Here is a 14,218-nt window from a genome sequence, read left to right as displayed (position 1 = left end):
TGATTGGTATAACTGGTAGTTAAAAGAGACTTACAGAATCGGTCTTTGACCGCGCTGAACCCACTTCAACAATACAGAATCGGTCGCTTCGGCCGCCGCTTTACCAAACTTGTCAGCCAGTTTCTTTTTCTGCACGTAATGAACGGCAAGTACCGTTTTGTCTTTACACGCTTCTACTACTAAATCATCCGAGGTTTGTACTTTATCAATCAAGCCAAGATCAAGGGCTTGAGAACCGTACCAGTGCTCACCTGTTGATACTTTTTCAAGCTTAAGTTCAGGGCGACGTTCACGAATGAAATCTTTAAACAATACGTGAGTCTCTTCCAATTCTTGTTTGAATTTCTCACGCGCTTTATCGGTATTCTCGCCAAACATAGTTAGAGTACGTTTGTATTCGCCCGCTGTCATTTGTTCAAATTCAATGTTGCTCTTTTTCAACAATTTATTGAAGTTAGGAATTTGCGCAATAACGCCAATGGAACCGACAATCGCAAACGGTGCGCCGACAATTTTATCTGCCACACACGCCATCATATAGCCGCCACTCGCCGCCACTTTATCCACTGAAATAGTCAAAGGAATGTTAGCCGCTTTAATGCGATCTAATTGAGAGGCTGCTAGGCCATAGCCATGCACCATACCACCGCCCGATTCAAGACGAACCAGCACTTCATCACCTGCACGGGCACAGGCTAAAATTGCGGTGATCTCTTCACGCAGATTGGTCACTTCTTTAGCATCAATACTGCCAATAAAGTCTAAAACAAACAGATGTGGCTTACGTATTGAGTCTAACTCTCCACCTTTTACTGCTTCTTTTATCTCTTTTTCACGCGCTTTTTCTTCTTCTTTACGCTGTTTCTTGGTTGCTTTATCACGAGCTTTTAGAAAGGCTTCATCATGTAGATGATGTTCCATTAACTCAATGTTTTGCTCATGACGTTCAGACAAATTAGTCACTTCCAGTGAACCTTTACTGCCGCCTTTGCTTGAGGTGGATTTAGCAATCAGTAAAATCGCGATAATAGCCGCGACAAACGTAACAATTTTAGCCAAAAACAGGCCGTAATCTAACAAAAATTCCAATGTCTTGTCCCTGAAGATAAATATTGTTGTATTGTAACTCTCTATTCATTTTCGTTAAATCAAAACCGCATACAAAAGGACTCAGATTGTGGATTACGCAGTTGCAACTGACGCTTTAAAAAACAAAGTTATTCTCGTGACAGGCGCAGGTGACGGCATAGGTAAACAAGCCGCTCTTACTTACGCAGAACATGGCGCTACCGTGATTCTATTGGGGCGCACCGTCAACAAGCTTGAACAAACTTACGATGACATCGTTAACGCTGGCTACCCAGAACCTGCGATTATCCCATTGGATATGCAGGGCGCGAGCAAACAACACTATGTGGATATGGCAGAAACCATCGAAGGGCAATATGGCAAACTCGATGGACTGCTACATAATGCTGGCGTACTTGGCATGATAAGCCCATTTGATCAAATTGAAGAAAGTACCTTTGATGAAGTGATGCAAATCAATGTCAAAGCGCAATTTATGATGACTCAAGCCTTATTGCCTTTGATTAAAAAAGCCGAGTTTGGACGCATTGTATTTACCTCATCTACTGTCGGCCATATCGGACGTGCACTATGGGGCAGTTATGCTATTTCTAAATTTGCTACCGAAGGCATGATGCAAGTGCTGTCTGATGAATTAAGCAACTCTAACGTGCGTGTGAATGCCATCAACCCCGGCGCAACTCGCACCTCAATGCGTGCAGGCGCTTACCCTGCTGAAGACGCATCTAAACTCAAAACCCCGTTAGATATCATGCCCCTTTATTTGTATTTAATGAGCGAGCAATCACAAGATATTAGCGGTTTGTGTGTGGACGCTCAGCCGAAGTAGCCACTCACTACAATGAGATAGCGTCCGCTTGTTTGGCTGCGCTATCTCAATTTATAAAAAGGAACCAAAGCGTACAGGAGGCATTATGCGCACAGTGTTAATTACGGGAGCCAATCGTGGCATCGGGCTTGGACTGACTATCCATTACTTGAAAATGGGCGTGGACGTTGTCGCCACCTACCGCACCCAAGCCACCAGCGAAGCACTACTCTCCCTTTGTGAAACCTATGAAAACTTGCGAGTCAGACAACTTGATGTCACAGATTATGCAGCAGTTGCCTTATTTGTGAATCAGTTTGAAAAGTTGGATCTGTTGATCAACAACGCAGGATACTATGGCCCGAAAGGCAGCAGTTTTGGCAATATAGATGTAGAAGAGTGGCGTAAAGTGTTTGAAATCAATTCCATTGCGCCGCTTAAATTAGTCGAAGCGCTCTACCCTGTTCTTCAAAAAAGTACCGAAAAACGCATCGCTATTTTATCCTCTCGCGTTGGCAGCATGGCTGAAAACACCTCTGGCGGTGGATACATTTATCGCTCTTCAAAAGCGGCGGTCAATTCGGTGGTAAAAAGCCTACATAACGATCTTAACGAGCAGGATTTCACTGTATTAGCTTTGCATCCGGGCTGGGTAAGAACGCAAATGGGCGGGCCTAATGCACTGATTGACGTTGCAGAATCAGTACAAGGGTTAGTCAACGTTATCGAGCACTCGACACCAGAGCAATCCGGTGGCTTTTTCAATTACGATGGCAAGCATATTGCTTGGTAGAAATATACGTTTGGTAAAAGCTTATATTATTGGCTAACCATTGATACGTTGTAACCCTCAAATTAAATAGCGAAAACCGCTATTGTTGAAAAGCACTAGCGTTTAGGCGTCGATTTAGTCGGTGTTTTCTTACGGCTCACTCGGCGCTTTTTATAAGCAGGTTTCTTCACCTCTGGCAATGAACGTAGCGAATCAGGAACTGGACCTGTTTTTGCGGTATCCATTAACTGCGCCAATTGTTGCTGTAATTGAGTAATAAAAGGCTGATACGCCTGTTTTTTCTCTGCCATATCTTGCAACTGCTTTTCCCAATGCGCAGTAAGATCTGGATAGGTCGATAAATCTGGCAGAGCTTCAACCAGCCCTTTTCCGGCAGGCGTGCTCAGCACAGATTTACCACTGCGCATCAGCAGTGCTCGCTTAAACAAAGTATCTAATATGCCAGCGCGAGTGGCTTCTGTGCCAATGCCGTCGGTTTCTCGTAGAATCTTTTTCAACGAACTGTCTTGTACAAAACGTCCAATGCCGGTCATCGCTTGTAGTAATGTCGCTTCGGTAAAATGTTTTGGCGGCTCAGTTTGCTTACTTTTGATTTCACCTTCTCGGCAAGTCAATTGCTGCCCTTTTTCTAGCGCAGGCACCAGTGGCGCTTGCGACTCTTTATTGGCGCTGTCTTTTCTAGCCGGAAAAAGTACTTTCCAACCGGGTAGCAATAACTGACGACCAGAAGCGGTAAACTTGCCCCCTAAAATATCAAACTCTAATTTAGATTCGGCATATTCTGCGGGCGGATAAAACTGCATTAAATACTGAGTGGCGATAAGTTGATACACTTTTGCTTCTTGCGCAGGAAGATTATTGGCTTTTTTCGGTGTAGGGATAATCGCGTGGTGGGCATCCACTTTAGCATCGTTCCACGCTTTTGAGCGCAATGATAAATCGGCGTTCGCCACCGCCGTTTGTTGATCGGTTGTATTGGCTAAAATCGCATCACAAACGGATTTTGCTTCTTTAAAATGCTCTTTCGGTAAATAACGACAATCTGAACGAGGATATGTGATCACTTTATATTTTTCATAGAGCGACTGACACAAATCCAATACCTGCTGCGCACTCATGTTATAGCGCTTAGAGGCATCTATCTGTAACGCACTGAGTGAATACGGTAATGGCGGCGCTTGCTTGGTGTTTTTCTGTTCTGATTTGACCACAACCGCAGGCTGACCTTTGATGCGATTGGCGACATTTTCCACCAATGGCAAACTCAAAACCCGTCCATCTTCATCAAGCCATTTTTCACAGGCTTCGCTAGGCACCCATTTAGCTCGAATATCAAAAGCTTGATTGCCGTCTTGATAAGGGATTAATGCATCTAAGGTGAAATAGTCTCGCGGCACAAAGTTTTCGATTTCGCGGTCTCGACGCACCACCAGACCTAATACTGGGGTTTGTACTCTTCCTACTGACAGCACGCCGTTGTAGCCGGCTTTTTTCCCAAGCAATGTATAGGCGCGGGACATGTTCATGCCATACAACCAATCAGCGCGAGAGCGCGCCAACGCAGACACAGACAGAGGTACAAATTCACGATTACTGCGCATATTCGTCAGCGAACGTTTTACCGCCGCCAAGTTTAAGTCACTAATGAGTAATCGCTGCGCGGATTCTTTTTTGGTTTTGCTGACCTTACAATAATCAAACACCTCATCCACCAGCAATTGCCCTTCTCGGTCGGGATCGCCTGCGTTGACTATTTGTTGTGACGATTTAAGTAGCTTTTTTACCACCGCCAATTGTTTGGCGGCACTTTTGCGAGGTCTGAGTTGCCACTGTTCAGGAATAATCGGCAGATCCGCTAGATCCCAACGCTTATATTTAGGATCGTACACATCGGGCTCGACTTGCTCTAGTAGATGTCCAATACACCAAGTCACTATGTCGCCATTGCCACATTCGATATAACCTTGACCGTTTTTATGTGGTCTAGGCAGTGCACTGGCGATAGCGCGACCTAAGCTGGGTTTCTCTGCTACAAAAAGTCGAGTCATAGAGGGGGAACTAAGTTGAAATAAGTACTGGATAAATATACATAGCCAGTACTTTAAGTGCAAGAATGATTAAAGCATTATCTTGCTACTTGCCTCATTTCAATTAGGAAAATTCAAATAAGGTAAGAGAAAGTGAGCCCGATAAAAAATAATAAGTTATGACGGCAATGACTATTTGCGATCAGAACTATAAATATTCTACAAATTGATCAAGCTCGCGTATCGGCGCTTTTGCTTCTACACAATCGGCTGTACCTAAATATAAGAAACCAACGATTTTATCTTTGCCTTGTAAACCCAGCGCACTGGCGACATTGTCGTCAAACATCCAAGTGCCAGAGCGCCAAAAGCCTTGAAAACCTTGTGCGACGGCAGCCATTTGCATGGCTTGTGCGGCACAACCTGCCGACAAGTATTGTTCAAATTCAGGGACTTTTGGATGTGGTTTGGTTTTGGCAATAACAGTGATCACCATTGGCGCGCGAAACGGAGCGTTAGACAGTTTTTCAATAACGCTCGGCTCAGCATTAGATTTATGCGCGGCTGACACCAAAATATCCGCCAGTTTTCGTAAGCCTTCACCTTGTGAAATAACAAAACGCCACGGCGTTAACCCGCCGTGATCCGGCGCTCTAAGTCCCGCTCTTAAAATATTATCCATCGCTTCACCACTAGGGGCTGGCGTTGATAGCTTGGCTATTGAGCGGCGATTTAATAAAAGATCCAGTGCGTCCATGTCATTCATTCCACAGTTAAATTTTAACACTCAAACAGTGTAACATCTAAATGAGACTAGATCTTAATTGCAATTTCAAAGCCTTGACGAATCGCACGCACTGCATCCAATTCTCCGGCATGCTCAGCGCCGCCAATAACGTGCACATGCTCTTCCCTTTCAGACCAATGCTCCTCAAAAGGGCGCACCGATTCTTGACCTGCACAGACCACCACACTATCGGCATCGAGCAGTTGTTGTTCGCCTTTTACTGAGATATGCAAACCATCATCATCCCACTTTTGATACCCCACTCCGCCAAGCAAATGCACACCACGTTTTTTCAATGTTGCTCGATGTACCCAACCAGTGGTTTTTCCGGGGCCTTTACCTACCGTGCCTTCTTTACGTTGCAGCAGCCATACTTCTGTTTTGGAATGGATTTCTGGGAACGGATATAGACCACCTGCATGATTATATTCTTGGTCTATGCCCCACTCATGCATCCACTCTTGCAGTGAGAAACGGCTTGGCTCAGTGAGCATAGTGGCAACATCAATGCCGACACCACCCGCGCCAATTACCGCAACTTTGTTCCCTAAATAACTTTTGTCACGAATGAGGGTTTGGTAGTCATACACTTTGCTGCTTTCGGATAAACCGTCAATATTAACCTGACGAGGCTTAACCCCTGTTGCCATGATGATTTCATCGTACTCTTTCAACACTTGCGCTGTGGCTTCGGTATTAAGCTCTAGATTGACACCGTACTTGTCCAATTGATTAGCAAAATAACGAATGGTTTCTCGAAACTCTTCCTTCCCCGGAATTTGCATTGCCAGCCTAAATTGCCCGCCAATACGATCATTTTTTTCTATCAGATGTACCGTGTGCCCGCGCTTGGCGCAATATAAGGCCGCGCTAAGTCCAGCAGGGCCAGCGCCAACCACTGCAACTCGCTTGCGCAGAGTGGCTTTAACAATCGGCATTTCAGTTTCGTAGCACGCTCTTGGGTTGACCATGCAACTGGCACGCTTACCCTTAAAGGCATTATCAAGGCAGGCTTGATTACATCCAATGCAGGTATTAATTAATTCGGGTTCATTGTTTTGCGCTTTAAGTACAAATTCAGGATCAGCCAAAAACGGACGCGCCATCGATACCATATCCGCAGCGCCTTGTGCGATAATCTGTTCGGCTTGATCTGGGCTGTTAATACGGTTGGTTGCAATCACAGGAATAGAAACGTGCGGTTTGATCTTATTGGTCACCCAAGTAAAGGCGCCTCTTGGCACTGATGTGACGATAGTAGGCACTCGCGCTTCATGCCAACCAATACCAGTATTAATAATAGTTACGCCTGCAGATTCCAGCTCCTTGGCCAGCAAAATTACATCATCGAGTGTGCTGCCCTCTTCCACTAAATCAAGCATCGACAAGCGAAAGATAATAATAAAATCTTCACCGGCAGAGCGGCGAATCGCCTTCACGATTTCAAGAGGAAAACGCATTCGGTTTTGATAACAACCGCCCCACTCATCATCACGCTGATTGGTGCGTTTACAGATGAACTGATTGATTAAATATCCTTCCGATCCCATCACTTCAACGCCATCATAGCCGGCTTCTTTTGCCAGAGCCGCGCTATTGGCATAATCTTCGATGGTGTTTTTGACCTGACGAGAGCTCATTTCACTAGGAGCAAACTTAGCGATGGGCGCTTTGGCAGGGGTCGAGCTTTGCGCTAAAGGATGATAGCCATAACGACCAGCGTGCAATAGTTGCAAGGCAATTTTGCCTTGATGACGATGCACAGCCTCGGTAATCACTTTGTGTGCTTGTGCGTGTTTGGCACGACTAAATTGCGCGGCTGTTGGGTACAAACGTCCACGTAAGTTGGGCGAGAAGCCCCCAGTGACAATAATACCCACCCCGCCTTTGGCGCGCTCTTCATAAAAAGCGGCTAACTTTTGTAGCCCTTTAACACTATCCTCAAGCCCTGTGTGCATTGAGCCCATCAATACTCGGTTTTTTAATTGTGTAAACCCTAGATCAAGAGGTTGAAGAAGGTTTGGGTACATAGCATCCCCTATTGGCTTTTTATAGTCTGGTCTGACCACGATAAGACGCAATTATCAATATGGCAAATATAATTTTACATTTCGATAACAAAAATCAGGATAAGTCACAATCTTGAGAAGTATTTATCATAAATGAAAACCCTGAATTCATTCCGCAACAAGCCCATTGTAGGTCTATGATTTTATTTGACTCTTTTGCATAATTAACGCTCGGTAATTTGTGATCAGCGCAATTATCACTTAGCATTAATAATCATCCCCCCTAACTCTCTGATTATTGAAGGATCAGGCGGAGAATATAATGAAAACACTGTTTCGCTTTATAGGTAAGATCATAAAAGGAATTTGGAAGATAATTACCTTTACGCGCCTTGCCCTAGCAAACCTTCTATTTATCGTTGCTATTGCGGTTATCTATTTTAGTTTTTCTCAAGTAGAGACCAAAGACCAAGCTGCTGTAGCGGATAAAGAACCGAAAGCACTGGTACTGAACCTTTCTGGAAAAATTGTTGAAGGCCGCAGTTTCGTCAACCCAATGGACTCTCTTACCGGCTCTTTACTTGGCAAAGACATGCCTCAAGAAAATGTCTTATATGACATTCGAGAAACCATACGCCATGCCGCCAGTGACAGTAATGTTTCAGGTTTAGTGCTTAGCCTTAAACGCATGCCAGAAACCAATTTGACTAAGCTGCGCTATATCGCCAAAGCGCTCAATGAATTCAAATCCAGTGGTAAGCCTATTTATGCCATCGGCGATTTTTATAATCAAAGCCAATACTACCTAGCCAGCTATGCGGATAAGATTTATCTTTCTCCCGATGGCGGCGTATTGCTAAAAGGCTACAGCTCATACACTTTGTATTACAAAACCTTACTCGATAATCTCGATGTGAATACGCATGTATTTAAAGTTGGTACTTACAAATCCGCGGTAGAACCTTTTACTCGCAACAATATGTCTAAACCTGCCAAAGAAGCAGCAAGCGTCTGGTTGGGTCAACTGTGGGGAGCTTATGTCGAAGATGTAGCACGTAACCGCCATATTGATAAAGCCACTCTAAACCCGAGTATGGATGAATTTTTAAGTGAATTTGAACAAGCTAAGGGCGATCTTGCTCAACTAGCGATAAAACTGAACATGGTGGATGAATTAGCCACACGTCAACAAGCCCGCACAGCTATGATTGACGCATTCGGTGGTGATGAAGAAAAAGGTTTCAAAGCCGTTGACTACTACACCTACAAAGATCAAATCACTAAACCTGCTGTTCAATCCGATAACGAAATTGCAGTCGTTGTTGCCAGTGGCGCAATTATGGACGGTAAGCAACAAGGTAGCTCAATTGGCGGCGACACCACTGCTGCCCTAATTCGTAAAGCGCGCCTTGACGATAAGGTAAAAGCATTAGTCCTGCGTGTGGACAGTCCTGGGGGCAGTGCATTTGCTTCAGAAGTGATTCGTAACGAAATTGTGGCCTTTAAAGCGACCAATAGACCTGTTGTGGTATCTATGTCTAGCCTTGCCGCTTCTGGTGGTTACTGGATTTCAATGTCGGCTGATGAGATTTTAGCCCAGCCAACCACGCTAACAGGCTCAATTGGTATCTTTAGCGTTATCACTACCTTTGAAAAAGGGCTAAATAAATACGGCGTCTACAGTGATGGTCTAGGTACTTCCCCACTCTCAGGTGTTGGCCTTACCTCTGGCTTAAATGAAGGCGCTAAACGCGCTATGCAGTTAGGCATCGAAAATGGCTACCGCCGCTTTACAGGACTTGTAGCAGAGAACCGTCATCTTGATCCAAAAGCGGTTGAAAGCATTGCTGAAGGTCGAGTATGGACAGGTCAAGACGCTGTTGAACGAGGATTGGTGGATTCAATTGGTGATTTTGATGACGCAATTGTTCGCGCCGCAAGTCTAGCTAAAATTGATAACTACTCGCTTAACTGGCTACAAAAATCGTTAACGCCAGCTCAGCAGTTCTTACAAGACTTTAGCAAACGCATCTCTGTGTCTCTTGGAGTGGACATTAATACTTGGTTGCCAAGCTCATTAGTGCCATTGGCAAGCAAAGTACAACAAGACCTCAGTTTGATGAGTGAGTTTAACGATCCGAAAGGCTATTACACTTTGTGTTTACCTTGTCAGGTTGAGTAAACGCAAATAATCTGAATTTAAGCCCAGCCTCGCTGGGCTTTTTTATTTTTATGCTTTTGAGCTCACATTGCTTGCTTGTTCAAATCCGCTATACTGCGCGTCATTCCGTTATCTGCAATGAGCGCCTGCATTTATGTCTCAAAATAGCACCCGTAAACACATCTATATCGCCTACACTGGCGGCACCATTGGTATGCAAAAATCAGGAAAAGGATACGTTCCTGTTGCCGGTTTTATGGAATCACAACTTGCAGGTATGCCCGAGTTTAATCGTCCAGAAATGCCACTTTATACCATTCATGAGTACGCACCTCTGATTGACTCTTCGGACATGACTCCGGCTGATTGGCAACAAATTGCCAATGACATTAAACAGAACTACGACAAATACGATGGCTTTGTGATTTTGCATGGTACAGACACTATGGCTTACACCGCCTCAGCGTTATCATTTATGTTTGAGAATTTGAGCAAACCAGTCATTGTCACTGGTTCACAAATTCCGTTGGCTGAATTGCGCTCAGATGGACAAGCTAACCTTTTAAACGCTTTACACATTGCCGCCAATTACCCAATTAATGAAGTAACGCTCTTCTTCAACAACCAATTGATGCGTGGCAATCGAAGCACTAAATCACACGCTGATGGTTTTTCGGCATTTACCTCGCCAAACTTACCGCCACTTTTGGAAGCCGGGATCAACATTCAAGTCAGCGCGCACGCAACCGTAGATGCTAAACCTGTCGGCGAATTCAAAGTGCATACTATTACCCCGCAACCTATTGGGGTTATCACTATGTATCCGGGTATTTCGCATGAGGTGATCCGCAATACGCTAAGACAACCGGTCAATGCGATGATTCTGCTCACCTTTGGCGTGGGTAATGCACCGCAAAATCCTGAGCTATTAGGTCATCTAAAAGAAGCCTCTGAGCGTGGCGTCATTGTGGTTAACCTAACTCAGTGTTTGGCAGGTAAAGTGAATATGGGTGGCTACGCTACAGGCTGCGCCTTAGCCGATGCTGGTGTAATCAGTGGTTATGACATGACACCTGAAGCGGCGCTTGCCAAACTGCACTTTTTACTTAGCCAAGGGCTGGCTTACGAAGAGATAAAAACGCAAATGCATCGTGTATTGCGTGGTGAAATGAGCCTGTAATAGAGCGAATCTCACTCAATTTCTGGATGTAAAACAAGCTCCCAGACACACAGTGCAGACTCGAGAGTCGATTAATGGCCCCAAATAGGCTCGACTCTCGCGTTATTAAACAAATCCTTACAATTTGTACCGATAAGGCTATTTTTTAGTTTAGATGGCTATAATTAGGCTAAACGGGTGCGAAAATGAGGGTAAATACCCAGTATTTGCCACTAAACTTTAGATTCAATCGAGTTTTATTGTCGTGATCGTTTCCTGCTCATTAAACTGACGTTTTAGCTCACTTTTCGACTTGAAACTTATCTCACCACCCGCTGCGACCGTCATATGTTGGGCATCGATATTATGCTTACTTTGATAGAGCATAATGGCCTGCTGACAATAGGCTCGCTGCTCTTCACTCAAAATAGTGCCTTCTGGCCAACGCCCTGTTTCTACAGCAAAAGTTAACCTTTGATACGCTTGTGGTGTGATCGCATCCACCATCTGTTGCACGCTTGGCTTTTCTTGATTCGATTTCTCTTGCTTCATAATTTCCCTCTAAAGTTGTCCACGCTCACTCCTATTGGCGAAACGCTTAATCCTTATCATTCCCTGCATCGTTAAATTTCAAAGAGACTGAATTGACACAATATCGTTCACCCGTAGTCTCAGGGCCGTCGGTGAATACATGTCCAAGGTGGCTATCACATTCGGCGCAACGTATCTCGACACGCTTCATACCAAAGCTATTGTCCTCGATATAGCGAATCGCCTCGTTTGAGATTGGCGCATCAAAACTTGGCCAACCACAACCAGAATCGTATTTATTGTCTGACTTAAATAATACCGACTGACAGCAGGTACATAGGTATTCACCCGACGCTCTATTGTGTAATAGCTTGCCACTATAAGGGGCTTCAGTGCCCTGCTCTCGACAAACTCTGTACTCTTCCTTGCTTAATTTTTGACGCCATTCTTGCTCGGTCGGCGTGTTGTTTCTGTTGCTCAAATCGCGTCCTACTATGTTTAATGAAATTTATGTTTTGAACACTTGCCTCACGTCGTGTTGTAGCACATACTTCCCTCCACTTATGTGAAATAGTTAGTAATTTGCGTTTCAAGATGATGTTTTGTAGCGCAACGCACATTTTTTTGGTACACCACCATCAAATAAGTGCAATAAATCACCATCTGCAATCATATGAACGATAAGATCGTATTTTTTTTTGACTTTAAACAAAATAAACTTGATTATCTATTGCGGAAGGAAACTGAGTTTTGTAACTTCAATACCAGTTTATAATTAATCTAAAATAAGTTGTGGAGCAACTATAATGACTATCAAAGTAGGTATTAACGGTTTTGGCCGTATCGGCCGTTTCGTATTCCGTGCAGCTCAAGAACGTAACGACATCGAAGTAGTAGGTATTAACGACCTAATCGACGTAGATTACATGGCTTACATGCTAAAATACGACTCAACTCACGGTCGCTTTAACGGCACTGTTGAAGTTAAAGACGGTAACCTAATCGTAAACGGCAACACTGTACGTGTTACTGCTGAGCGCAACCCAGAAGACCTTAAGTGGAACGAAATCGGTGTTGACGTTGTTGCTGAAGCAACTGGTCTTTTCCTAACTGACGAGACTGCACGTAAACACATCACTGCAGGCGCTAAGAAAGTTGTTCTAACTGGTCCTTCAAAAGACGCTACTCCAATGTTCGTTAACGGCGTTAACTTCGACACTTACGCTGGTCAAGACATCGTTTCTAACGCTTCTTGTACTACTAACTGTCTAGCACCTATCGCTAAAGTTCTTAACGACACATTCGGTATCGAATCTGGTCTTATGACTACAGTTCACGCAACTACAGCAACTCAAAAAACTGTAGATGGTCCTTCTGCTAAAGACTGGCGTGGTGGTCGTGGTGCTTCTCAGAACATCATCCCATCTTCAACTGGTGCTGCTAAAGCTGTAGGCGTTGTACTTCCTGAAGTAAACGGCAAACTAACTGGTATGGCTTTCCGCGTACCAACTGCTAACGTTTCTGTAGTTGACCTAACAGTTAACCTAAAAACAGGTGCTTCTTACGAAACTATCTGTGCAGCAATGAAAGAAGCTTCTGAAGGCGCTCTTAAAGGCGTTCTTGGTTACACTGAAGATGCAGTTGTTTCTCAAGACTTCATCGGCGAAACTTGTACTTCAGTATTTGATGCTAAAGCTGGTATCGCTCTAACTGATAACTTCGTTAAAGTTGTATCTTGGTACGATAACGAAATCGGTTACTCAAACAAAGTTCTAGACCTAATCGCTCACATCTCTAAGTAAGCATTAGTTAAGAAATTTGCATAAGGCGGCTCTCGAGTCGCCTTTTTTTTGTCAATTTTTAGGGCAAAAGAACATTTGCTAGTTCAACGCAGAACTTGAGCAGTTGAATCCGCAAACCTCGATATGCCCTTTTTGTGAGAACTTAATATGGACGTATATCAACTCCCTGCGGTGACAGTACTTTCCGACAATGTCACTATTGCTCAGCACGAGCAGCTTAAAATCGTTCGCGTGATCCATGAAAAAGCACGCGCAGCAATCACCCTTCACGGCGGTCACGTCATCTCTTATATCCCACAAGGCCAGCAAGATGTTATCTGGATGAGCAAACAAGCTAATTTTGATGGCAAAGCAGCCCTTCGTGGTGGGATCCCTGTATGTTGGCCATGGTTTGGCCGAGTAGCCGCGCCTGCACATGGCTTTGCACGCACCGCGCAATGGCAACTCATCGAACATCGTGAAAATGACAATGGCGTTATTGTTAGTCTTGGTCTTAACGCTAACGAAGAGACTAAAGCCATATGGCCACATCAATTTGAAGCTGTGCTTAACGTAGAGGTAGGTGACGAGCTTAAAGTAAGCTTGGTTATGACCAATACCGACAGCACTGACTGGCGCTTCTCTGCGGCGCTTCACACCTATCTTAATATCTCAGATATTGCGAATGTAGAAACCCGAGGCATGGGTCCTGAATACATCGATAGCTTAAACGATGCTGCTCTAACCCAAGGTGAAGATGTGCTGACTCTGACCGATACTATCGATCGCGTTTACACTCAGCCTAAACCATTAATTACTCTAAGCGACCCTGATTTTAAACGCGATATCATCGTAGAAAATCAAGGCGCAAACTCAGCAGTAATTTGGAACCCTTGGGCCGACGGCGCCAAAGGTATGGGCGATATGCAAGATGACGGCTACAAAACTTTCCTTTGTATTGAGTCGAGCCATCATGCACCTAGCTTAGAAGCAGGTACAGTCGTGAAAGCCGGTGATAGCTACACCTTGTCGACAACGATTCGCTGTCAATAAGCTGTTATACCAATCACACT

12 protein-coding genes are annotated in these 14,218 nt (G+C 44.5%); 6 read left to right on the top strand and 6 right to left on the bottom strand.

Annotation, left to right across the window (positions count from 1 at the left end; all coding sequences use genetic code 11):
* Nucleotides 1-30 precede the first annotated feature (30 nt).
* Nucleotides 31-1,089: a protease SohB gene (sohB, locus tag VHA01S_RS17355; protein WP_023405649.1), complete on the bottom strand. Its 1,059-nt coding sequence runs from the start codon at nucleotides 1,087-1,089 to the stop codon at nucleotides 31-33.
* Between the two features lie 88 nt (nucleotides 1,090-1,177).
* Between sohB and VHA01S_RS17350 the strand changes: the two genes are divergently transcribed.
* Together VHA01S_RS17350 and VHA01S_RS17345 are read left to right on the top strand one after the other, a co-directional pair.
* Nucleotides 1,178-1,918: a YciK family oxidoreductase gene (locus tag VHA01S_RS17350; RefSeq protein ID WP_023405648.1), complete on the top strand. Its 741-nt coding sequence runs from the start codon at nucleotides 1,178-1,180 to the stop codon at nucleotides 1,916-1,918.
* Nucleotides 1,919-2,003: 85 nt separating this feature from the next.
* On the top strand, nucleotides 2,004-2,690 hold the full coding sequence (locus VHA01S_RS17345; RefSeq protein ID WP_023405647.1) for an SDR family oxidoreductase: 687 nt from the start codon (nucleotides 2,004-2,006) through the stop codon (nucleotides 2,688-2,690).
* A gap of 95 nt (nucleotides 2,691-2,785) precedes the next feature.
* Here the strand turns inward: VHA01S_RS17345 and VHA01S_RS17340 are convergent, their stop codons facing one another.
* The 3 genes from VHA01S_RS17340 to VHA01S_RS17330 all read right to left on the bottom strand — a co-directional run bounded on the left by VHA01S_RS17340 (nucleotide 2,786) and on the right by VHA01S_RS17330 (nucleotide 7,534).
* The gene (locus tag VHA01S_RS17340; RefSeq protein WP_023405646.1) at nucleotides 2,786-4,738 is read right to left on the bottom strand and encodes a DNA topoisomerase III; all 1,953 of its coding nucleotides are present in this window, start codon (nucleotides 4,736-4,738) and stop codon (nucleotides 2,786-2,788) included.
* Nucleotides 4,739-4,925: 187 nt separating this feature from the next.
* A complete protein-coding gene (locus tag VHA01S_RS17335; protein WP_039971367.1) occupies nucleotides 4,926-5,474 on the bottom strand; it encodes an NAD(P)H nitroreductase in 549 nt (182 codons plus the stop codon).
* A 56-nt stretch (nucleotides 5,475-5,530) separates the two neighbouring features.
* Nucleotides 5,531-7,534 (bottom strand): NADPH-dependent 2,4-dienoyl-CoA reductase, encoded by a 2,004-nt coding sequence (locus VHA01S_RS17330; protein ID WP_023405644.1) that lies wholly within the window; start codon nucleotides 7,532-7,534, stop codon nucleotides 5,531-5,533.
* 301 nt (nucleotides 7,535-7,835) lie between these two features.
* Here VHA01S_RS17330 and sppA point away from each other — a divergent pair, with 301 nt between their 5' ends.
* Nucleotides 7,836-9,695: a signal peptide peptidase SppA gene (gene sppA, locus VHA01S_RS17325; RefSeq protein WP_023405642.1), complete on the top strand. Its 1,860-nt coding sequence runs from the start codon at nucleotides 7,836-7,838 to the stop codon at nucleotides 9,693-9,695.
* A 133-nt stretch (nucleotides 9,696-9,828) separates the two neighbouring features.
* Nucleotides 9,829-10,854 carry an asparaginase gene (ansA, locus tag VHA01S_RS17320; RefSeq protein ID WP_023405641.1) on the top strand — a complete coding sequence of 342 codons (1,026 nt, stop codon included), beginning with the start codon at nucleotides 9,829-9,831 and terminating at the stop codon, nucleotides 10,852-10,854.
* Nucleotides 10,855-11,079: 225 nt separating this feature from the next.
* Here the strand turns inward: ansA and VHA01S_RS17315 are convergent, their stop codons facing one another.
* Both VHA01S_RS17315 and msrB read right to left on the bottom strand, forming a co-directional pair.
* A complete protein-coding gene (locus VHA01S_RS17315; RefSeq protein WP_023405640.1) occupies nucleotides 11,080-11,385 on the bottom strand; it encodes a YeaC family protein in 306 nt (101 codons plus the stop codon).
* Nucleotides 11,386-11,431: 46 nt separating this feature from the next.
* A complete protein-coding gene (gene msrB, locus VHA01S_RS17310) occupies nucleotides 11,432-11,845 on the bottom strand; it encodes a peptide-methionine (R)-S-oxide reductase MsrB (protein WP_023405639.1) in 414 nt (137 codons plus the stop codon).
* A 325-nt stretch (nucleotides 11,846-12,170) separates the two neighbouring features.
* Between msrB and gap the strand changes: the two genes are divergently transcribed.
* Nucleotides 12,171-13,166, top strand: a complete 996-nt coding sequence (gap, locus tag VHA01S_RS17300; protein ID WP_021712662.1) for a type I glyceraldehyde-3-phosphate dehydrogenase — start codon at nucleotides 12,171-12,173, stop codon at nucleotides 13,164-13,166.
* A gap of 147 nt (nucleotides 13,167-13,313) precedes the next feature.
* Nucleotides 13,314-14,198 carry a D-hexose-6-phosphate mutarotase gene (locus VHA01S_RS17295; protein WP_023405638.1) on the top strand — a complete coding sequence of 295 codons (885 nt, stop codon included), beginning with the start codon at nucleotides 13,314-13,316 and terminating at the stop codon, nucleotides 14,196-14,198.
* The last annotated feature ends 20 nt before the right edge of the window (nucleotides 14,199-14,218 follow it).

Source organism: Vibrio halioticoli NBRC 102217, assembly GCF_000496695.1.
Classification (GTDB): Bacteria; Pseudomonadota; Gammaproteobacteria; order Enterobacterales; family Vibrionaceae; genus Vibrio; species Vibrio halioticoli.
The sequence above is the reverse complement of the archived record's forward strand: the minus strand, read 5'-3'. Positions and strand labels throughout refer to the sequence as shown.